The organism is Mucilaginibacter sp. FW306-07-L, assembly GCF_058782065.1.
Window position 1 is genome coordinate 392,251 of the sequence record NZ_JBYSXI010000002.1, and the last position, 21,290, is coordinate 413,540.

Annotated in this window: 24 protein-coding genes; 11 read left to right on the plus strand and 13 right to left on the minus strand. The window is 43.5% G+C overall.

Annotation, left to right across the window (positions count from 1 at the left end; all coding sequences use genetic code 11):
* The first annotated feature begins 86 nt into the window (after positions 1–86).
* The 6 genes from AC3WJC_RS11850 (at position 87) to AC3WJC_RS11875 (ending at position 6,534) form a co-directional block, all read left to right on the plus strand.
* Complete coding sequence (locus AC3WJC_RS11850) at positions 87–659, plus strand: thermonuclease family protein (protein ID WP_492399320.1); 573 nt, start codon at positions 87–89, stop codon at positions 657–659.
* On the plus strand, positions 646–3,084 hold the full coding sequence (locus AC3WJC_RS11855) for a penicillin acylase family protein (RefSeq protein ID WP_492399321.1): 2,439 nt from the start codon (positions 646–648) through the stop codon (positions 3,082–3,084). Before AC3WJC_RS11850 ends, AC3WJC_RS11855 begins: the two co-directional genes overlap by 14 nt.
* Positions 3,085–3,168: 84 nt before the next feature.
* The gene (gene lolA1, locus AC3WJC_RS11860) at positions 3,169–3,846 is read left to right on the plus strand and encodes an outer membrane lipoprotein periplasmic chaperone LolA1 (RefSeq protein ID WP_492399322.1); all 678 of its coding nucleotides are present in this window, start codon (positions 3,169–3,171) and stop codon (positions 3,844–3,846) included.
* Between the two features lie 173 nt (positions 3,847–4,019).
* Complete coding sequence (locus tag AC3WJC_RS11865; RefSeq protein WP_492399323.1) at positions 4,020–4,901, plus strand: hypothetical protein; 882 nt, start codon at positions 4,020–4,022, stop codon at positions 4,899–4,901.
* Between the two features lie 11 nt (positions 4,902–4,912).
* The gene (locus AC3WJC_RS11870; RefSeq protein ID WP_492399324.1) at positions 4,913–5,827 is read left to right on the plus strand and encodes a hypothetical protein; all 915 of its coding nucleotides are present in this window, start codon (positions 4,913–4,915) and stop codon (positions 5,825–5,827) included.
* Between the two features lie 116 nt (positions 5,828–5,943).
* On the plus strand, positions 5,944–6,534 hold the full coding sequence (locus AC3WJC_RS11875) for a hypothetical protein (protein WP_492399325.1): 591 nt from the start codon (positions 5,944–5,946) through the stop codon (positions 6,532–6,534).
* A gap of 3 nt (positions 6,535–6,537) precedes the next feature.
* Here AC3WJC_RS11875 and AC3WJC_RS11880 read toward each other — a convergent pair whose 3' ends face one another.
* Entirely contained in the window at positions 6,538–7,092 is a 555-nt protein-coding gene (locus tag AC3WJC_RS11880) for an AAA family ATPase (RefSeq protein ID WP_492399326.1), read from the minus strand.
* Between the two features lie 122 nt (positions 7,093–7,214).
* Here AC3WJC_RS11880 and AC3WJC_RS11885 point away from each other — a divergent pair, with 122 nt between their 5' ends.
* On the plus strand, positions 7,215–7,487 hold the full coding sequence (locus tag AC3WJC_RS11885) for a hypothetical protein (protein ID WP_492399327.1): 273 nt from the start codon (positions 7,215–7,217) through the stop codon (positions 7,485–7,487).
* Positions 7,484–8,248 carry an MBL fold metallo-hydrolase gene (locus AC3WJC_RS11890; protein WP_492399328.1) on the plus strand — a complete coding sequence of 255 codons (765 nt, stop codon included), beginning with the start codon at positions 7,484–7,486 and terminating at the stop codon, positions 8,246–8,248. Before AC3WJC_RS11885 ends, AC3WJC_RS11890 begins: the two co-directional genes overlap by 4 nt.
* A gap of 12 nt (positions 8,249–8,260) precedes the next feature.
* Here the strand turns inward: AC3WJC_RS11890 and AC3WJC_RS11895 are convergent, their stop codons facing one another.
* The 4 genes from AC3WJC_RS11895 to pfkA form a co-directional block, all read right to left on the minus strand.
* On the minus strand, positions 8,261–8,875 hold the full coding sequence (locus tag AC3WJC_RS11895; RefSeq protein WP_492399329.1) for a hypothetical protein: 615 nt from the start codon (positions 8,873–8,875) through the stop codon (positions 8,261–8,263).
* A gap of 137 nt (positions 8,876–9,012) precedes the next feature.
* Positions 9,013–10,008, minus strand: a complete 996-nt coding sequence (gene gap / locus AC3WJC_RS11900) for a type I glyceraldehyde-3-phosphate dehydrogenase (RefSeq protein WP_492399330.1) — start codon at positions 10,006–10,008, stop codon at positions 9,013–9,015.
* A gap of 5 nt (positions 10,009–10,013) precedes the next feature.
* Entirely contained in the window at positions 10,014–10,862 is an 849-nt protein-coding gene (locus tag AC3WJC_RS11905; RefSeq protein ID WP_492399331.1) for a hypothetical protein, read from the minus strand.
* 3 nt (positions 10,863–10,865) lie between these two features.
* Positions 10,866–11,852, minus strand: coding sequence for a 6-phosphofructokinase (gene pfkA / locus AC3WJC_RS11910; RefSeq protein ID WP_492399332.1), 987 nt, complete (start codon positions 11,850–11,852; stop codon positions 10,866–10,868).
* A gap of 126 nt (positions 11,853–11,978) precedes the next feature.
* Between pfkA and AC3WJC_RS11915 the strand changes: the two genes are divergently transcribed.
* Entirely contained in the window at positions 11,979–12,698 is a 720-nt protein-coding gene (locus tag AC3WJC_RS11915) for an NUDIX hydrolase (RefSeq protein WP_492399333.1), read from the plus strand.
* Between the two features lie 79 nt (positions 12,699–12,777).
* On the opposite strand, the gene AC3WJC_RS11920 is transcribed toward AC3WJC_RS11915, so the two are convergent.
* Positions 12,778–13,638, minus strand: coding sequence for an N-acetylglucosamine kinase (locus AC3WJC_RS11920; RefSeq protein WP_492399334.1), 861 nt, complete (start codon positions 13,636–13,638; stop codon positions 12,778–12,780).
* Between the two features lie 306 nt (positions 13,639–13,944).
* On the opposite strand from AC3WJC_RS11920, the gene AC3WJC_RS11925 reads away from it, so the two are divergent.
* A complete protein-coding gene (locus tag AC3WJC_RS11925; RefSeq protein WP_492399335.1) occupies positions 13,945–14,436 on the plus strand; it encodes a hypothetical protein in 492 nt (163 codons plus the stop codon).
* Between the two features lie 52 nt (positions 14,437–14,488).
* Here AC3WJC_RS11925 and surE read toward each other — a convergent pair whose 3' ends face one another.
* Positions 14,489–15,229, minus strand: coding sequence for a 5'/3'-nucleotidase SurE (gene surE, locus AC3WJC_RS11930; RefSeq protein WP_492399336.1), 741 nt, complete (start codon positions 15,227–15,229; stop codon positions 14,489–14,491).
* 81 nt (positions 15,230–15,310) lie between these two features.
* Between surE and AC3WJC_RS11935 the strand changes: the two genes are divergently transcribed.
* Complete coding sequence (locus AC3WJC_RS11935; RefSeq protein ID WP_492399337.1) at positions 15,311–16,207, plus strand: diacylglycerol/lipid kinase family protein; 897 nt, start codon at positions 15,311–15,313, stop codon at positions 16,205–16,207.
* A 160-nt stretch (positions 16,208–16,367) separates the two neighbouring features.
* Here AC3WJC_RS11935 and AC3WJC_RS11940 read toward each other — a convergent pair whose 3' ends face one another.
* The 6 genes from AC3WJC_RS11940 to AC3WJC_RS11965 form a co-directional block, all read right to left on the minus strand.
* Positions 16,368–17,756, minus strand: coding sequence for a hypothetical protein (locus tag AC3WJC_RS11940; protein WP_492399338.1), 1,389 nt, complete (start codon positions 17,754–17,756; stop codon positions 16,368–16,370).
* Positions 17,753–18,370 (minus strand): RNA polymerase sigma factor, encoded by a 618-nt coding sequence (locus tag AC3WJC_RS11945; RefSeq protein ID WP_492399339.1) that lies wholly within the window; start codon positions 18,368–18,370, stop codon positions 17,753–17,755. The genes AC3WJC_RS11940 and AC3WJC_RS11945 overlap by 4 nt, the downstream gene beginning before the upstream one ends.
* A 2-nt stretch (positions 18,371–18,372) precedes the next feature.
* Positions 18,373–18,825: a hypothetical protein gene (locus AC3WJC_RS11950; RefSeq protein WP_492399340.1), complete on the minus strand. Its 453-nt coding sequence runs from the start codon at positions 18,823–18,825 to the stop codon at positions 18,373–18,375.
* 66 nt (positions 18,826–18,891) lie between these two features.
* Complete coding sequence (gene mazG / locus AC3WJC_RS11955) at positions 18,892–19,695, minus strand: nucleoside triphosphate pyrophosphohydrolase (protein ID WP_492399341.1); 804 nt, start codon at positions 19,693–19,695, stop codon at positions 18,892–18,894.
* 133 nt (positions 19,696–19,828) lie between these two features.
* Positions 19,829–20,512: a tRNA (5-methylaminomethyl-2-thiouridine)(34)-methyltransferase MnmC2 gene (gene mnmC2, locus AC3WJC_RS11960; protein ID WP_492399342.1), complete on the minus strand. Its 684-nt coding sequence runs from the start codon at positions 20,510–20,512 to the stop codon at positions 19,829–19,831.
* 9 nt (positions 20,513–20,521) lie between these two features.
* Complete coding sequence (locus AC3WJC_RS11965) at positions 20,522–21,277, minus strand: DUF4262 domain-containing protein (protein WP_492399343.1); 756 nt, start codon at positions 21,275–21,277, stop codon at positions 20,522–20,524.
* Positions 21,278–21,290: the final 13 nt, after the last annotated feature.

A 21,290-nucleotide genomic window follows, 5' to 3' on the forward strand; every position in this document is an offset into this window, starting at 1 on the left:
CTTAATATGAATCACTCACCATTCACCACTTACTATTCACCAATCTCTAATCACTATTCCCTACCTTAGCCCCCGTTTTACACCCTATGAAAAATATACGCCTGCTCATCATATTTCTGCTGGTAGCCATTGCCGGTTGTAACCCTTTACCCGAGGACACCTACAAGGTGGTCAAGATTAAAGACGGCGACACTATTGAACTATTAAGCCGCGATCTGCAAAATATTACCGTGCGTTTGGCCGGTATTGACTGCCCCGAAAAAGCGCAGGCCTTTGGTACCGCGGCAAGGCAATATACCGCCCAATTATGCTTCGGGCAGAATGTTACGCTTAATGGCAGCGATAAGGACCGCTATGGCCGTACGGTAGCTTATGTAATTTTGGCCGATGGCCGCAACCTAAACCACGAACTGGTTAAAAACGGCCATGCCTGGGAGTATAAAACCTACTCTAAAGACCCGGAGCTGGCAGGACTTGAACAATATGCCCGCCAAAACCGTTTAGGCTTATGGCAGGATGAAAACCCGGTTGAACCCTGGAACTTCCGACGCAACAAAACAAAGAACAAGAACAAAAAACCGCGCAAAAAGCGGAGGCATAAACAAGAGGAAACAGTATCTTTAGTAAGCCTTTACACCATACCTGATGAAGTTTTTTAAAGCTATTTTTTCGCTTGCTGTTACCGTTGCGCTGCTATGGGCATTGCAAACCAACTTTGGCAGCATACCCGCCGTAGGCCCCTTGCTGAATCCGGTAAGTGGTTTTTGGCAAAATGCCGAGAACCGTACCGAGGTTGGGGATGATGAATTAAGCCTGCCGGGACTTACCGAAGAGGTAACCATCAAATTTGATGAACGCCGCATACCTCATATCTTCGCCAAAAATAACCACGATTTGTACTATGCGCAGGGCTACATCACCGCGCGCGACAGGCTGTGGCAAATGGATATTCAAACCCGCAGCGCGGCAGGCCGCTTGTGTGAAATTGTGGGCGACAAGGCTTTGGAGCGCGACCGTACCGCCCGCCGCATGGGTATGGTTTACGGTGCCGAAAATACGCTGAAATGCATCATGAAGGACAGCGTGATGAGCAAAGTAATCAACGCTTATACCGATGGCATCAACGCCTACATAGCCGGGCTGGATGAAAAGGATTATCCGCTGGAATTTAAGCTGATGGGCTATAAACCCGAGCCCTGGAAACCTATTAACTGCGCTTTTTTGTTAAAGCTGATGTCGCAAACGCTGGCGGGTGGGTCTGACCAGTTTGCTATGACCAATACCCTGCAGCTTTTTGGAGCAGATGTAATTAAAGAGTTGTTTCCGGACAGGCCGGTGCGTGATGAACCGATCATCCCCGCAGGTATCAAATGGAATTTTAAACCGCTGACTATACCCCAACCCTCAAAAAGCTTTACAGCGCAAATGAACGCGGCCGCGAAACCGCGGCAAAAGGTGGAAGGTATCGGCAGTAATAACTGGGCCATCAGCGGCAGTAAATCAGCCAATGGCTACCCTATTTTGGCTAATGATCCGCATTTAAATCTGACCTTTCCGTCCATCTGGTATCAAATACAAATGAGCGCGCCGGGAGTAAATGTTTACGGTGTATCGCTGCCGGGAGCACCTTGTGTGGTTATCGGCTTTAACAACAAGGTAAGCTGGGGCGTAACTAATGTTGATGCCGCCGTGCTGGATTGGTACCAGATAAAATTCCGCGACGCTAAAAAGAACGAATACTGGTACAACAATCGCTGGAACAAAGTAACCAAACGCATTGAAGCTATCGCCGTAAAAGATGGCAGTACCGTATACGATACCGTGTTATATACCCACCATGGTCCGGTGGTTTACGAAACCGCCGCTAAGAAAGCTAAAAATGCACCGGCGTATATCCCTGTTGGCAATGCGCTGCGGTGGATAGCGCATGATGAATCGGACGAGTTCAAGACCTTTTACCTGCTTAACCGTGCTACCAATTATGCCGATTACCGCAAAGCTTTGCAATATTACTCGGCACCGGCACAGAACTTTATTTTCGCCGATGTAAATAAAGATATCGCCATCACACCTAATGGCAAAATTCCGCTTAAATATTTTGAACAGGGCAAGTACATTATGGATGGCAGCGACCCGGGGAATGATTGGAAAGGCTTTATACCTTATACCCACAACCCAACGGTAAAAAACCCGCCGCGAGGCTTTGTAAGCTCGGCCAACCAGTTCAGTACCGATAAAACTTACCCGTATTACATTAACTGGCAATTTGCCGGCTACGAACGGGGCAAACGCATAAACGACCGCCTGGCGGCCATGCAGCGTGCAACCGTCGACAGTCTGCGCGTTTTACAACTGGATGAGTACAGCATAGTAGCGCAGGATGTATTACCTGCCATTCTCGCCTACCTGGATACTACCAAGCTCGATGAATCGCAACTGCAGGCTTACCAAATTGTAAAAAGCTGGGATAAACATTACTTCGTAAATTCGTCAGGGCCAAGTATTTTTGATGGCTGGTGGCGCAAGTTTTACGCCATGACCTGGAACGATCAGTTTAACATCAGCAAAATGCCGCTACGTTTTCCAGAACGTGATGTTACCGAGCAATTGCTTATTAAACAACCCAAATCAAAATGGTTTGATAACCAGCGTACCCCGGTTGTTGAAACCGCTGCCGATGTGGTAAACCGAGCCTTCATCAATACGGTTGATGAATTGGTGCGAGACCATGGCAAGGCCGACAAAAACTGGATATGGGCCAAAGTAAAACCCTTTGAAGTGGCGCACCTTGCCGGTTTGGATGGTTTTGGATCAGGCAACTTTGCCACGCCGGGCACCGGTTTAACCATTAATGCTTTGGTTGACGGGCATGGCCCATCCTGGCGCATGGTGGTGCAGTTAGGGCCTCAGGTAAAAGGTTACGGCATTATCCCCGGCGGGCAATCCGGCAATCCGGGTAGTTATTATTATGATGATATGCTGGCCACCTGGCAAGCCGGTAAACTGGATGAACTGTTATTCCTGCTTTCTCCGCGCGAACCATCAAAACGCATCAAAGCTGAATTAAAACTATCTGTTAAGTAATTAAACCCCCGGCACAATAATCACTCTAAAAATATCAAAACCCCTGCGGCAAATTTGCGTTAGGCGTATAACTATAACAGATACATGAAAAAATACATCATACTCGCGTTGCTGATTACCGTACAAGCTTACGGTGCCTTTGCCCAAAAGGATGGCGATGCTAAAACCATATTGAGCGAACTGAGCAAAAAATACCGCTCGTACAACTCTATAAAAACTGATTTTACATTGACTGTTGATAATAAACAGGCCGGCATATTAAATACCCAGACCGGAACGCTGATATCAAAAATACAGGGCAACAAATTTAGGGTGAGCATCTATCAAACCAACGGCAAAAAACAGGTGATCGACCAGGAGATCATCAGCGATGGCAAAACCCAGTGGAGCTACATGGTTGATGAAAAAGAGGTACAGGTAAATGATGCCGGCCAGGGCGACGATGCCTTTAACCCGGTGCAGATTTTTACTATTTACGAAAAAGGATACAAGTATGTGTACAATGGCCTGCAAAAGCAAAATGGTAAAATCTACCAGGTGATTGACCTGACCCCGGAAGCCGAGAAAGCCCAGTTCTTCAAGATCAGGCTGATGATTGACAAGGTAAAAAAACAGATCTACAACGTGCTGGTGTTTGACCGTAACGGCTCACGCTACAATTACACACTCAAAACCACCACACCTAACGCTCCCGTTGCCGATGCCTACTTTAGCTTTGATGCCAAAAAGCATCCCGGTGTTGAGGTGGTTGACCTGCGGTAGATGACATTAAATATTTACAGCTAAAAAACTAAACGCATTATAATCAACATATTATAATGCGTTTTTTTATACCTTTACAACGCTTAAATCTTATGAATCCCCTATTTCATAAAAGCGTAACATTTTAATGTTATTGAATACCTGTATTGTGAAATATTAATACTCCATTGACCATGAAAAAACCATTACTACTTTGTAGTGTACTGGCTTTACTCCTGTTTGCCTGTAAAAAAGGCAGTAAGGATACGCCCACTCCTACCGATGACAAAAAGTACCCGGTAACCTTTAATGTATCCGGCTTTACTGAGGAATATGGCCCGCTTGGCGCTATCAAACAAAAGAAAGGACTTAAACTTAATGCAGACACTTCGTCAGTAGAAAGGTTAGTTTATCAGTTGTTTAAAGAAGGCTCTACCGGCTTCATGGCATACAAAAATCTGGTTAATGGAGATTCAGAGTTTGGTACATTTTCTGAGCAACTTGCCCCGGGAAACTATGTTGCTGTTTTTGTTGGAGGCTCAAGAGCTTTAAGGAATGATGGTGGCAAAGAATCATTTGAATACGGTGCCCCGTGGGATGATACCTTTAGCAAGCGTGTACCTTTTACTGTAACATCAGCACCTGTTAAAAACACAGCAGTGCTTGATCGTATTACTAACCAACTGGTATTGAATATAGAAGATGCCATACCAGTTGATGTTAAAATACTTGATTTATTATACACTGATCATTCATCATTTAAAGTAACTTATAAGGGCAGTGGCTTCACCAATCAACGGACACAAAGCGTACGTGTTTATGTTAAAGCTGCCGACATTGGAAAAACTAATTTCAAAATTGCGGTAAATACGGGTTATACCGCTGCATCAACCGTTACTATTAAGTATTATAAAAATGACCTTAATGTTCCCTATGGTGTTAAAACCATTCCGAATGTAATGCGGAAAACCAATTACCGCACTACTATTTCAGGTAAGTTATTTACCCCCTATAATACCGGTTTTACTGTTGACCTTGATGATACCTGGGACGAACCTGTAAATGGTGAATTTTAATAAATAATCAAATGAAAAATAATATAATACTATTAATCATCATAAGCTTAGCCCTTTTTTCGTGTAAAAAAGATAAAGCTACCCCGGGCAATAATACTGATGGCAAAAAATATGCTGTGAATTTTGGCATTAGTGGTTTTGATCAGGTAATTGATCCAATAGGCACTAAAACAGGCAAAAAAACATTGGCCGACACGTCAAAAATTAAAAAACTTTCAAACCTGACCTATGTGCTATTTAAAACAAATGGCACCAAAATAAAAACCAAATATTACAAAAATACCGAATTGGAGTTTGGCACCATACGAGATAGCCTGCCACAGGGCAATTATATAGCCGTAATAGTGGGGGGTGATTATGTGACAAACAAAAACAATGTCGGTTCAATGGTCATTGATCCCAATAAGGAGGGTACAGAGTATGTTCTTTTTTATAAAAAAATAAGTTTTACCGTTTCAAACAGTCCTGTTTCACAATCAGTATTACTTGAACGCATGAATGCCGGGCTACAAGTAATTATCGAAGATAAAATACCTGCTAACGTCTATCCAAGATCATACGTTATCAGTGTAAAAGATTACAATAGTTTTTCGATCTTTAATTATGAGCCCTTAAGTACTGAAACGATATCAAGAATTTTGTTAAAGGAAACCAGCGGACAGGATACTGTTGATATTGGAACAATTCCTGCAATTTTAAATACTGTTACGCCTATGTCAGTACATATAGGGGCATATCGCAGCCGCAATGGCATCTCTCTTATCGCTTCAAAAACAATTAATAATGTAATGTTCTATCGTAATAAAAAGACTATACTTCGCGGCAGACTGCTTACAAATGATACTACCAGCACAGGTAACTCAGGGTTTAAAATCTCTTTTAACAATACTGAACTCAATATAGATAGTACGAAATACGGTTTTTAATAAATCGAACCCATTATAAAAAAAGCGGTGCTCAACAAAAGCACCGCTTTTTTATGGGCGTTAAACCTTTTATGTTTATTTTTATCAAAACCGTATAAACCAACCAATCTTGTATCATGAAAAACCTTTTCCTTTTTGCTGTATTGATTTGCTTTGTGGCGAATGCAGCCTCCGCTCAAAGTATTACGCCTTCAGGCAATTACAATTTCCATGACCTGTCCGCACTGAAAATGCTGCCCAAACAAAGCCGCGATAGTTTGATCCGCGCGATGCGAAAATCAAATAAGGAGCTGGCCAAACTCAAAACCGTGGAGTTCAATGGTACGCAGTCGGGAGGGAAAATAGCTAAGCTGACCAAGGATTATTACGGCCAGATCTCTAACATGATGATACAGGTGCTCGAAAACCCCACAGATGCCGCCACCAAATTTAACGAGCGCAAGTTTGAACGCCTGCAATCGCAATTTGAGTATGAAATGGAACTTTATACCGAGGAGCAAAACTACCAGCAGGAACGTAAACAAATTATTGACGACTTTAAGAACGAGGAATTTGACGATGCCGAAGACCGCCGCGATGCCCGTAAGGACATGAAGGAAGAGTTGAAAGACCTGGAGGACGACTATAAGGACACCGTTAAAGACCTAAAAGAAGAGCGCCATGACGCGCTTAAAGAACAAGCCGAAAACGACCGGGAAGATGTATAGCGTTTAGGCATTCAACTGCTGCATCATTTTTAAAACCCGGGTTACACGGTCATCAACCGTAGTATCGCCTGTGATTCGCAGTACGGGGCAGCTCAATGTTTGCAGCCAGTTTTGCTGAATTTGAAGCGTGCGGCTGCCGGGCGCGGTATTATCATCATACCCGGCAGCCCAGTTCATAAACTCAACAAACTGCCGGTTGCGTGACGCATCGGTATATATAATATCGCCATAGCGTTCAAATTCGCGTTTTTTTAGGCGCGTCATTCGTATGCTTGGTGGCAGATGCAAAAAAACAACTAAATCAAAGGTAAGCTCTTCGGTAAACTTCCAGCCCATTACGGGGCCGCCTAATATCCAGTTGCCGTGGCTGCGCAATTCGTCCAGCATTAACCGGTTTCGATGCTCCAACGGGCGCTTTATTGTAAACGGATCAGCCTTGGTGGTATTATCCCAATAGTAAAAGTCGCTGTCAACATAGGCATAGCCCGTTTTATTGGCCAGGGCCTGCCCCAGTGTGGTTACCCCCGAGCCCGAGGCACCCAGAATGTTTATACGCATGGCTTACAGAATGATTTATCCGGACAGTAAAAATGCACTTTTATCATACAAACGAAAACTTTTCAGCAAACATATCATCCTTAATCATTCTTTATTACTTTTGAAGGATACGCTTATTTGCCATGCTGCCATTAACCACCCATACGCTCGAAAAACTGGAGCTGCTGCTTAAAACCAGCGGTTACAGGGTGCGGTATGACAAGGGTAACTTTAAAACCGGGGCATGCATGCTGCAAAGCAGTAAAATGATCGTGGTGAACCGTTTCTCGAACCTGGAGAGCCGCATACAATCGTTAGTGGAGTTGCTGCGCGAGTTAGAGATAGACCATAAACAACTGGACGATAAGCAGATCGCTTTTTTACACCAGCTTAAACAAACCAACCTGCAACTGTGACCATTACTTTTTTAGGAACCGGAACTTCGCAGGGTGTACCTGTTATTGCCTGCCATTGCGAGGTATGTAAATCGCATGATCCGCATGATAAGCGCCTGCGCAGCTCGATACTGATCGAGACCGAGGGCAAAACCATCGTAATCGATTCAGGCCCAGACTTTCGTTACCAGATGCTGCGTGCCGATGTGCAGCATTTAGATGCCATTGTATTTACCCATGAACACAAGGATCATGTGGCGGGGCTTGACGATGTACGCGCTTTTAATTACCTACAGCAAACCCCTACGGATGTATATGCTGTTGAGCGTGTGCAGCAAGCCCTGAAACGTGAATTCATTTATATTTTCGATAATGCTGGCTATCCGGGCATTCCGCAGGTAAACCTGCATACCATAAGCAAGGATGCTGATTTTAATATTGGCAGCGTTGCTTTTACCCCTATCGAAGTTTTACATTACAAGCTGCCGGTATTAGGTTTCCGCATAGGCGACTTTACTTACATTACCGATGCCAAAACCATCGCCCCTGAGGAAGTGGAGAAAATAAAAGGCACTAAAACGTTGGTGATAAACGCGCTGCAAAGGCAATCGCACATATCACATTTTACGCTTAATGAGGCTGTAGCCTTTGCCCAAACTATCGGTGCCGAAAAAACCTATTTTACCCACATCAGCCATCGCTTGGGCAAGCATCACATCATATCGCAGGAGTTACCGGAGGGTATTGAACTGGCTTATGATTCGTTGCAGCTTTACCTGTAATAACCTTACCCGTTAAGGGGTAAACTGTATCGACTTAACAAGGTAAGCTTTACCAAACTGCTGCGGATCATGTACTACTGTGGCCTGAATTGCCTTCCATTTAGGTTCGTGTACCGTTTGCCAGTTATTCCGCATATCCTGCGCGTTGGCCCATATCTCCTCAAGCTGATCTTTTACCGAATCATCCAAATAGGTTAACTTTATTTTTTCAGCGATGTAATAATAATCGTTATCCACCTTATTCAGCGTAATCACCGGTCCTCCGGGAACATAGGAAACTATCATTTGTACGGTAAAGGGCTCGCTGCCTTTATACTGCTCCTTGCTTTCTACCTTAACAAAATCATACCAGAAAGATGAGCCATCAGCAGGCGGATTTTCCTCGTAATGAAACCTGGCCTTAACCTTGTAATTGTATCCCGGTTCGCGTCCTTCAAATCCGTACAAATAGGCTTCAGTGGGTTTTTTAGTACTTGCAGTTAACAACAAATCCTGATCCGCGCCATAACGGTGATCAACCAGCAGTTCAACTTCCTGGCCATTCTTTAATTTTAGCGGGCCATATGTCTCCTCCTTTTTACAGGCAAACAAACCTATGGCGATAAAGATTAAGATAAATTTTCTCATATAGGATAATGGTTTGATTTGTATAGTTGTTACGGTATTAAACACCCAAACGCTACACTGAAAAAATTTATATGATGCATATAAACAAACAAAGCCGGCTTTAAGGGCCGGCTTTGCTATATAAAAGGGTTTGGCTATTATAATTTGCCTAACTCTTGTACCAGGTCAATCAGTTTGTTTGAGTAACCCCACTCGTTATCGTACCAAGAAACAACTTTAACAAAGTTATCATTCAGCGCGATACCGGCTTTAGCGTCAAATATTGAAGTACGTGCATCACCTTTAAAATCTTCTGATACCACTTCGTCTTCAGTATAACCCAGGATGCCTTTTAATTCACCTTCTGATGCTTCTTTCATGGCAGCTTTAACAGCCTCGTATGAAGTTGCTGTTTTAAGGCGTACGGTTAAATCAACTACTGATACGTCAGCAACCGGAACACGGAATGACATACCTGTTAATTTACCTTTCAGCTCAGGCAATACTAAACCTACTGCTTTAGCAGCACCGGTTGATGAAGGGATAATATTTTGGTAAGCACCACGGCCACCTCTCCAGTCTTTTGCAGACGGACCATCAACAGTTTTTTGAGTAGCAGTTACTGCGTGGATAGTGCTCATCAAACCTTCTTCGATACCGAATTTATCATTCAATACTTTAGCGATAGGCGCTAAACAGTTGGTAGTACATGATGCGTTTGATACGATGTGTTGATCAGCTTTTAATTGCTTGTGGTTAACACCCATTACAAATGTAGGGGTATCATCCTTTGCAGGGGCGCTCATCACAACTTTTTTGGCACCTGCGTCAATGTGTTTTTGAGCAGTCTCCTGAGTTAAGAATAAACCGGTTGATTCGATGATCACCTCGGCACCAACATCACCCCATTTAAGGTTAGCCGGATCTTTCTCAGCAGTTACACGGATGGTTTTGCCGTTAACCACAAGGTTACCACCTTCAACAGTAACCGTACCGTTAAATTTACCGTGAGTTGAGTCGTATTTTAACATGTAAGCCATGTAATCAGGCTCAACAAGGTCATTGATGCCTACAACTTCAATTTCCGGGCGTTCAACAGCGGCTCTGAAAGCAAGGCGGCCAATACGGCCAAAACCATTAATTCCTATTTTCATATTGTTTAATTTTTGTTTGCGTAATACGTTAATAAATTATTTATGGGTGACCTGACAATGCTGCTTACGCTTATACCGGCATTGGCAGTTATAGGTTGCAATACGTCCTGAAAGTGCATAGCTACTGATCCTGAAAAATGTACCGGTGCTTCCGGGTATTGCTGATGTAAGGGTACTAAGTACGTGTTCACCATTTTTTCAAAACCTGCAGTTAACAGGCTGCTGATATATTGATCGTCCTTGTTATCAATAAAGAAGTCATTAAAAGAGCTCAAAAACAGTGCCGTTTGCTTTTGGCGGTACACTTTGTCTAAAATGGCATTACGGTCATAGTTATACTTTTTTGTAAACTTCGCACATAAACCATCCGGCAATGCCTTGCTTATAAATGCTTTTAGCAGTTGCCTGCCCAGCCAATTGCCTGATCCTTCGTCGGCAAGTATATAACCAAGGCCAAAATTGTTGGTTTTTATCTTGCGCCCGTCATACCAGGCGGCGTTGGTGCCACTGCCGCAAATGCAAACTATGCCTTGCTCGCCTTTGCAGGCGGCCAGGGCAACTGCATCAATGTCATGCCCTACTGTTATTTTGGCAAATTTAAAAAAAGCATTGAAAGCATTACGAATAATTTCCTTCATTTCGGGCGATGAAAGGCCCGGCCCGAAAAAGTATATCTTCCTGATCTCCTCGGCATGGTGTATCAGGTTTATGTTTTTATTAAATACGTGGATGATGTGCTTCTCATCATTAAGGTAAGGATTTATACCGGTGGTTTTAAATGATGCCACAGTACGCCCCTTATCGGCAAGGCGCCAGTGTGCATAATGAGATCCGCTATAAATAACTGCTACCATTAATTAGATCGAGAGAATTTCCATCATCTGCATCAAATCCTCCTCCAGTTTAAACTCGTGCTGGTTTAGCGCTTCCTCAAGCGAGGTTAGTACAATGTGATTGGCCTGTAAGCCTACCATTTTTTGTGTTTGCCCGGCTACCATGGCGTTTACCGCCGCGAAACCTAAACGGCTGCCCAAAATACGGTCGAAACTGCTTGGGCTGCCGCCACGCTGCAGGTGGCCTAATATGGTTACTTTTATATCGTAATTTTTAACTTCCTTTTCAACGGCCTTGGCAATATCATAAACGCCGCCATGCTTATCGCCCTCGGCAACAATTACAATACTTGATGATTTTTTGTTGTAATGCCCTGCCTTCAGGCTAACAATAAGCTCCTCAATAGCGGTTTCCTTTTCAGGCAGCAAAATAGCTTCCGCACCGCATGAGATACCCGCGCGCAGCGCTATAGCACCCGAATCGCGGCCCATTACCTCGATAAAGAATAAACGGTCATGCGCGTCGGCGGTATCACGTATCTTATCAATAGCTTCAATAACGGTATTGGTAGCGGTATCAAAACCCAGGGTATAAGTTGAACCGTAAAGGTCATTATCAATAGTACCCGGAACACCGATCACCGAGATATCCGGATATTTTTGCGAAAAACGCAGCGCGCCGGTAAAGGTACCGTCACCGCCTATAACCACTAAGCCATCAATACCCCTGGACTTTAAATTTTTGTAAGCCAGTTCCATCCCTTCCTCGTTACGAAAAGCCAGGCAACGCGCGGTTTTTAAGATGGTACCACCCAGGTTAAGTATGTTACTTACCGAGCGGTTGTTCATGTCGTACATGTTATTGTCGATAAGGCCCTGGTAACCCTGCCTAACGCCAACCACCTGTAAACCATTATATAAGGCTGTTCTAACAACCGCCCTTATACAGGGGTTCATTCCGGGGGCATCACCTCCGGAAGTTAAAACAGCTATCTTTGAAAGTTTTTGCATTTGCGTTTATTTGGTATCGAAATTACGCTACGAAGATACTGTGTGCAATTTACACCATTAAATTTATTTTTATTTTTTTGTTTATTATTAACGCATATCTTTATCCTATTGTTATAAACTGATATTTTGGAAACTGTACTACCTAAATTCGACTCCGTATTTTCTATTGACTGTGTGATTTTTGGCTTTGAGGCCGGCGAGTTGAAGATATTACTGATAGAGCGTAACGAGGAACCTTTTAAAGACTGGTATGCCCTGCCCGGTAACTTTGTTGAGCAGAACGAGAGCATTGATGATGGCGCGAAACGTATATTGTATGAGCTTACGGGCCTGCGCAATATGCCTATAAAACAGTTACATACCTTTGGCGAGGTTAACCGCCACCCGCAGGGGCGTGTTATAACGGTGGCTTACTTCGCGCTGATCCGCATCAGCGGGCAAAAGGAGCTTACCCCTATCACCCAATACGCGCGTAAAGCATTCTGGATACCGGTTAACGAGATGCCTAAACTGGCGTTTGACCATAGCGAGATCTTCAGGAGCGCTTTCAGCAAGATCAGGAAACGGTTAAATTATCAGCCAATAGCATTTGACCTGCTGCCCGAAAAATTTACGCTTACACAACTGCAATCACTGTACGAGATCATCCTGAACAAAAAGCTGGATAAGCGTAACTTCCGCAAAAAAATGCTGAGCTACGGCTTTTTAAAGGAACTGAGCGAGAAACAAAAAGGGGTATCATATCGTGCCGCCAAATTATATAAGTTCGATCGCCGTAAATACAACAAGATATTCCAGAACGATTTGAACATGGAGGCTCTGCCTGCCGCCGCCGTATCTGAATAGAAAGTATATTTTTAACATAAACAAACAGCCCCTGCTTCAATTGAAACAGGGGCTGTTTGTTTTATATGCTTTAGCCTGATTATAACTGGCTTGGCGCAAGCTCAAGGTGGTATTTCACCAGGTCATCTATAGGTGAGCGGATGATCTTACCTACCGTCATGTCATTCTCGGTAACTACTTCTTCCAACACGTTGCGGAAGTTATAACCTACCGAACCGATACAGTTGAAAGTGTATTTTTGATAATCGGGATATTTGGTAACTACGTTTTTAAAGAAATCAACAAATGATGAACGCACCAGGTTACGTGAGTATTCCAGATGTACGTTGTTATCATACACAAACTTACTAAAGCTCGCGCAAAAACGGTTAGCTAATGGTTTGGTATAAACCTGCTCGTTTACATCATCAGGTGTAAGTTTAAAGGTTTCCCAAAACAGTTTGCGCACAGCCTCAGGCATGTACCCACGCAGGTAATCAACCAGTAATTTTTTACCAATGTGGCAGCCGCTGCCTTCATCACCTAAAATGTAAGCGCCTGAATCAATATTTTGCAGAATGTTTTTGCCATCATAAGTACAGGTATTCATACCGGTACCTAAAATAGCGGCAAAGCCTTCGGTATTGCCGAGCAGCGCACGTGCCGCAGCCAGCAGATCATGACCAATATTTACTTTAGCGGCTGTGAACACCACCTGCATCGACTCTTTTATCTGGTTACGCTTTTCATCCGTTGAGCAACCCGCGCCGTAGTAGTTAACCTCGCTGATCTTGTCGATCTCCAGGTCGGTAGGCAGGTTTTCCTGTAACGATTTAATAACGTATTCCTTGCTTACAAAGTAAGGGTTATAACCTTCAGTATTAAAGTATACTTTTTTGCCTTCCTCATTTACCAGGCACCAGTTAGTTTTAGTTGAGCCGCCATCGGCAATAATGATCATAATTGTTTTTTATTGATTAGAAATTCCGGTAAATGTATAATTAACTTATTGTAAAACGAACACTTTGAAATTAAAAAAACGCTTTTTTAAATCTAAAGCCTGTACAACGTTTCAATATTTAAATGCATTTAGCACGGTTTTTTTGTGAAAAATTCATTACTTGTTAACTATCAAATATAGGCTTTAGGTAAATAATATCCAACTCATTAACATAGTGTATTGAAGCGGCCTTTTTAAGGATCTTAAAATTTATTATATTTAAACCTAATATCCGCCCGTTTGTTTAACAGATATAAATTTATCAGGATGAAAAAATTACTGCTTATGCTACTGTTAACCAGCGCAGTAGTACTACCATCATTTTCGCAAACGCTGCCAAGGTTTGACAGGTATGATCTGGAAACCGAAGAAGGCGCGATCGATGCCGACTCCATAGCCCTGCCTGTTGCCGAATACCTGTTCAAAGTTCCGGCCATAAAGGACGACCCTGCCCGCCTGCGCGCCATGAGCTTTTTGAATAAGTGGATGGAAGAAACGCCAAACTTTGAGTTTATTTTAGACGAGGATATTATAGCCAATTTTGAGGATGATAAAGACTTAACCGACCTGTACATGGCCGCGCTTACCAAATATCAACTCCAAAACCCCGATATTGAGGACGACCGCAAAATATCCATAGGCGCATTAAAGCTGCTGCTTGATTATGCTGATAATGATGATAATTATGTGTTGCTGCGCGATGATATGAACAAGCTGATGGCCGCTTATAAAGCCGGGCGTTTGGAACAGGCATTGTAAAACAACCCACTATAAAACAACAAAGGGGAGCACAGTGCTCCCCTTTGTTGTTTTATAAGCCTACCGGCTGCGTTTGTATCATTTGCTTGAGTTCGGCCTCGTTGGTCAGGTCGAGCCTTAGCGGGGTGATTGATACCAGGTTGTTTTCAACTGCCCAACGGTCGGTGCCCTCGTCGGCAGGCTCAAGCGGGGTTACGGTAAACCAGTAGTGCTTACGCCCCATCGGGTCGGTGCCGGGTATTACCGTTCCGTCATATAGTCGTACCGACTGCCTTGTCCAGGTAATATCTGTAGGGTGCTCGGGGAAATTCACATTATACAAAGCCAGCTTGTTATCCTGCAATAACGAGGTCAGCACCTTTTCTACAAAAGGCTCAAGCGCCTTAAAATCGGGCTCGGTATTACCTACCGGCGTGCTCAGTGCTATGCCTTTTATACCAAATAACACAGCTTGCTTGGCAGCAGCCAGCGTACCTGAATGCCACATGGAATTACCCAGGTTAGGGCCCATATTAATGCCTGACAGTACCACATCCGTTTTACTCCACAGGTGCGTGCCCAATGCCACGCAATCAGCAGGGGTACCGTTTACGCGGTAGGCCTCAATACCAGGAAACTCAATAGGCGATTTTTTATAACTCAACGGGCGCGAATGCGTAACCGCGTGCCCCATTGATGATTGCTCCACATCCGGCGCAACTACCCTAACCTCGCCAAACTTACGCGCTATTTGTGCCAAGGCGGCAATGCCGGGGCTATATATTCCATCATCGTTGGTGATCAATATCCTCATAACATTTAACAGTTGGTTTATTATTTCAACCATAAAACAAAAAGTATGTTTGATTTGATTGTACTTTAAACATACTTACCAATGCCAAAAGCCAAGTTACTGCACAACCCAAGGGCGGGTGATAAAGACCACTCTAAAGAGAAATTAATTGAGCTTATAGCCAGCCAAGGTTTTGATACCGATTACTCATCCATTAAAGAAGAAGGCTGGGAAGAGGTATCATCAGATACGGATATGGTGGTTATCGTGGGGGGCGACGGCACTGTACGAAGAGCTGCTAAAGCCATCCTGAAAACAGATATGCACTGCCCTTACCTGATTGGCTTACTGCCTTTTGGTACCGCCAACAACATAGCCAAAACATTAAAGATCGACGGTGCTGTTGAGGACATCGTACAATCATGGCATAACAAAAATACGGTACCTTTTGATGTTACCTATGTGAGCGGGCTTGAGCAGCAGGTGCTGTTTTTGGAAGGGTTTGGTTACGGCATATTCCCCCAGTTGATGAAGGATATGAAACTGGTTGACAAAAAGAAACTGGACACGCCCGAAAAAGAAATCAGGAAAGCGCTGGAAGTGCTGAAAGATATTGTGCTGAAATACGAAGGCCGCGAATGTATTATCAATATTGATAACCAAACCATAAGCGGCTGTTACCTGCTGGTCGAAGCCCTAAATATTTGCTCGATAGGCCCTAACCTGCACCTGGCACCGGATGCTGAACCGGGTGATGGTACGCTTGAACTGGTTTTACTGCCCGAAAAGCAACGCCGCCAGTTTGCCGATTATCTACAGCACCTGATAGATGGTAATGACTGCCCGCCTTTTCCGTACCAAACCTACAGCGGCAAAAGCATCGCCCTGAAATGGATGGGTGTTGATCTGCATGCCGATGATGAACTGATAGATTACCAGCACCCTGCTAACCTTACCCTATCTGTAAAACCGGGATTGATGCAGTTTTTGGTACCGTAACCGTTCATTTACCCACAAGTGAGTATTTGCAATTGAATATATTACAGATAGTTTTAGGAAGTTTTTGACCCGAACCCTATCTGTAAAAAAGAAACAAAGCAGAAGTGACTATGCGTATGCGCATAGTTACTTCTGCTTTGTTGTTTATAAGTTATTTGATCTATCTCTTCCTGGTTTGAAAGTTCAGCTTTAGGTTGATACCGCCTGCACCGAATTTAATCTGCTGGGCACCCAAGCCATCTAACGGGTATTTAACAAATGGTTCGATCACCAACCGGTTACTTTTACCCAGCGGATAGCCGATACCAAAAGCCACGTTAAGCGTTTTGGCAAAGTAAAAGTTACCTACACCCTGCTCAATCTTTTCGTCAACCACACGGCTATCCCTGCCGGATAGTGAAGAATAGTTATACCTGTAATTATAATTTTGATTAAGAAAGGCACCTGAACTTAAACCGGCCGATATATAAGTATCACTCTTATCCGGGTTAAACTCATATTTCAAATTCACAGGCACATCAAGACCTACCAGGTTAGCGTTGTAATTTTGCAGTTCAGGCGCGGCTATCGAGGTATTAAATCCCTTTTCATCCGTAGCCTTTATTGCGTTGGCTACCGTTGAAGCATCATAAGCTACGGCAGAAATCTGCGTGGTATTATTAACATTGTAATTGAAGGAGTTTTGGGCTATGGAGATACCGGTTGAGAGTTTCAGGTTTTTAGATAGCCTGAAATCCGACGATACACCCGCCCCTACATTTACCCGGTTATCACTGCCTTTGGCGTAGTTAACATAGGTAGCGGCATACACACCAAAATGTACGGCCTTGTTGTTTCCACTCTCCTGCTTTTTACCCGTGTTTTTGGCATAATCAGCATCAAACATGGCATCGATGGATTTTTTGGGCGTTACGGCAGATTGCTTTACATCAGCCTGAGCTTCAGCTACTGCTGTATTTGGTTTTTCGGCAGGTATATTGGTAGCCATGTATTGCTCGTTAGCCGCCTGCGAACGCGGAGTACTGATCACACTGTCTTTTTTCCCCCTATTAACAGTTGATGCGATGCGGCTTGTGGCCACACCGTTGTTTTCAGCAGCTCCGCGTTGTGCCGCAGTTACAGCTTGTTCTGTTGACTGGTACCTATCCGTGGTTGCCGGTGCCTTAGTATTTAAACTATTGTCAGCATAGTTATCGGCAATTTGTTCCTCGTTAGTAACTGTATTTTTATCGTTATTAGTATCTACCGCGGCAGGCGCGTTATCCTGCTTCTCCGGTGTTTCAGGCTGTGTTTTCTTTACCGGTTTGGCAGCGGTTATCTGATCATTCTTTTCAGCTTTATCAAACCTGATCCATAAGCCAAGGCCAAGGCACAGGAGTATTATGGCGGCAGCAGAAAGCCACCATAACTTTACTACCCCACGGCTACGTGCCTGCGCCGGTAACCGCTCTCTGAGCAGCAACCAGCCGGCATCAGCTCCCGGGTCTTCGTAATTATCAAAAACCTCGCTGATGCGGTTTTTTAAGTCGTTTTCAAGCTCTTCTTTCATAAGCTTTGCTCCTCCGTACTTAAAATTTTTCTCAGCTTCTCCTTCGCCCTGCTCAGGTAAACCCGTGAAGAGCTAACCGGTATATCTAACATCTTGCCGATCTCGTCATGGTTATAACCGTCTATCTCATACAAATTAAAAATGGTGCTTTGTATCTCGGGTAAAAGATTTAGCAGCTTTAAAATATCCTGCGCGTTCATTTTACCGATCACCGTAGCGCCCTGGCCAATAGCGGGTACTTCATCAATATCCGTATTGGCCATAAACTTTAAACCCTTGCGCCGCTGATCGATAGCGGTATTAACTACCACCGTTCGCAGCCAGGCCTTAAATGGCTTATCCTCGTTATAAGTATGTATAGCGTTAAAAACTTTTATAAAAGCATCATTTACCACCTCCAAAGCATCATCGCGGTTAATGCTGTAACGCAGGCTAACACCCATAGCATAGCCATAGAACTGCTTGTAAAGCACTTCCTGGTAACGTAAGCTGCCTTTTTTACATTGACTGATGAGCTCGCTCTCAGTAATGCCCTTGGTTACATGCATTAAATACTCAGACTGATTAGTTGTGTTATACTCCCTTTGGGGGATGGTAAAGGTAACTAATGACACAATTAATTAGCCGTTTTCCTCAAATCATAAATCCAGCGGGTAGTATCAGGCGTTGAGCCGCGTGCTACCTGAAATATGGTACCATTATAGTAATAGGCATAAATACCAACCAGGTGGTTGCTTTTTGAGGTATCACTATACGTTTTGTCAGTAAACCTGATGGCCGAATAATCGTACGCGAAATTACCGTTGCTGTTTTTGTGCACTTTGGTACTGTCTGTACGCAATGTATAACCACTATCGGCTTTTAAACGTAACGTGATCGGAATTTTTTTCGCGGTATCAAAACCGGTACCTGTACTTTTCTTTTTCAGTTTGTAGAAAGAACCTTTAAAAGTTCCGGTTAAATCAGCAAGCGGGGTAACATTGTTGTCGTTGTTTTTTAAACATCCGGTGCTTAACACACCAATAAGCAAGGCGCCTACGGCCATCACATTAGTCAGTTTTCTTTTCATTTTCCTTAAGCTTTTTTACCATTACGGCAGCTTAAAGTAAAACGATACAACGGGGTTAAATAATTTTTACAACTTTTTCGCCTCATTCCAAAACACATCCATTTCGGCCAGGGTCATGTCCTGTAGTTTTTTGCCCTGCTCGTTAGCTTTAGTTTCGAGGTACTGAAAGCGCTTAATAAATTTACGATTGGTTTTTTCGAGGGCATCCTCGGGATTGATATTGATAAAGCGGGCGTAATTAATGAGTGAAAACAGCACATCGCCAAATTCTCCCTCGGCTTTTTCGTGATCAAAGTCGCGGTGATCTTCCGGGTTAAATTCCTGCTTAAATTCGCGTAACTCCTCCTCTACTTTTTCCCAAACCTGGCTTTTGTCCTCCCAGTCGAACCCGACACCGCGGGCTTTTTCCTGTATACGTGATGCCTTTACCAATGCTGGCAGCGATGCGGGTACACCGCCCAAAACCGATTTATTACCTTCCTTTAGCTTGATCTGCTCCCAGTTACGCTTAACCGCGGCTTCGTCCTCAGCCTCCACATCGCCATAAATATGCGGGTGACGGTTAATAAGCTTATCGCTGATGCTGTTCAGCACATCGGTAATATTAAAATCGTTGGTTTCGGACGCGATGCGCGAATAGAAAACCAGGTGCAGCATAATGTCGCCCAGTTCCTTTTTTACCTCCTGCAAATCGCCGCTTAAAATGGCATCCGAAAGCTCATAAGTTTCCTCAATGGTGAGGTGCCTGATGCTCTCGATGGTTTGCTTCTTATCCCACGGACAATTTTCCCGCAGATCATCCATGATCTTCAACAAACGTTCAAAAGCAACAGTTGGCGTAGCGCCGGTAACAGGCGGAATTAAAGGCATAATACGATGTTTTGGGCAAAGGTAGGCGTTATTTCGGAGTTCGGAGTGGTTTTGATTTCGGATTTCTAAAGTTCAATTTCGAATTTAGTGTTTAGAGTTTAGGATTTAGATTTTAATAATTAGGATTTAGCATTTAGAATTTCATCTTTAACGCCCTTAGCATCTCCCGCTTACCCGGTGCTCCGGGACCTTTTTCAACCTTTAAACCGAGTGCTTTGATGCTGCGTTTCAAATTACCGGTAATGGCGTAGGTAACAAATACTCCGCCGGGTTTCAGGAATTGCAGGGTATGGGCAATGGCCGTATCATCCCACATTTCGGGTTGATGGATGGCGGCGAAGGCATCAAAGTAGATCACATCAAATTCTTTTGGGGATGTAAATTCAAGCAGCTTGGTATGGGCTATTTCGAGATTGCAATATTCATTCAGCTTAACTTCGGCGGTTAAGGCATTGGCGTAAGCGCCGGTAAACTGCCGCCATAACGCAGGCGAACAATAAGCATAATAGCCAGTTTGCTCCAGCAACTCTTGTGTAAGCGGGTAAGCCTCAATGCCGGTATAATTTAGCTTGATCTGCCGGGCTGAGCAAAAATCTGCAGTCAGTAAAAAATTCAATCCCGTACCAAATCCTACTTCAAGCACGGATACCTCTTTTACATCTTCGCCTGCCAGAAAATACCGCAGTCCGGAGTTCAAAAAAACATGCTGACTCTCCTGCAAAGCGCCATGTTTGGAGTGGTAATTTTCGCCCACAGCCGGGTTATAGATAGTTTTGGAACCATCGGCAGTGGTAACTATTTGAAGTTCTTGATTCATGGTTGACAATTATTCGTCAGCATCTTCACGGGGTGCATATTGCCATTCTTCTGCTTTCGAACTGCGCCACGCACTCCAACCATATTGCAGATGATAAACACTATTAATAGAAGGATCTGATTTTACAATTTCTTCAAGACTTACTATTTTACTATCATCTATGCTTGGATCATCGCATGAATGAAACTGCCAATCTCCATCTGTATCATGATACACATACAGTATTGGCTCTCCATCTAAAACATGTTGAGTAGTAAAAGTTGCTGTATTTCGATTTTCGTAAAATTTAAAATCCGTGTTTCGGTCTAACAATGGTTGAACAAATGCCCAATCTTTGTTAAAATCATTGTCCCAGGGGAAATTATTCTGCTTATCAGGCCAAATAAGCTGTAATACTTGAAAATCGACTCCTTTACCATAATAATTTAGCGCGATGCCTAAATAATCGTTATAGTGTTCTTTAGCAACATCAATAAAAGTTACCCGGTAATTATCCAGAAATTCATCGTAGAATCTCCCTGCTTCTAACCGGTTTCCTTTCTGTATTAGACTACAAGCCTCATTGGTCAGCTCATGCATTAATTCAAGTTTTAGCCCAAAGCAGATAATTTCCGGGTGCCCATAATTCTTATATAAACCTATGGAATAAGCAAACCCAGGCAAATAATTATCAGCCTGCACCATAGTAACATGACAGCCATATTTTTCAATATTGTGCCGTATTAGTTCTGTATCTAAAGGTTGATGATCGCAATCGTATTCCATAAGTTAAAGTATA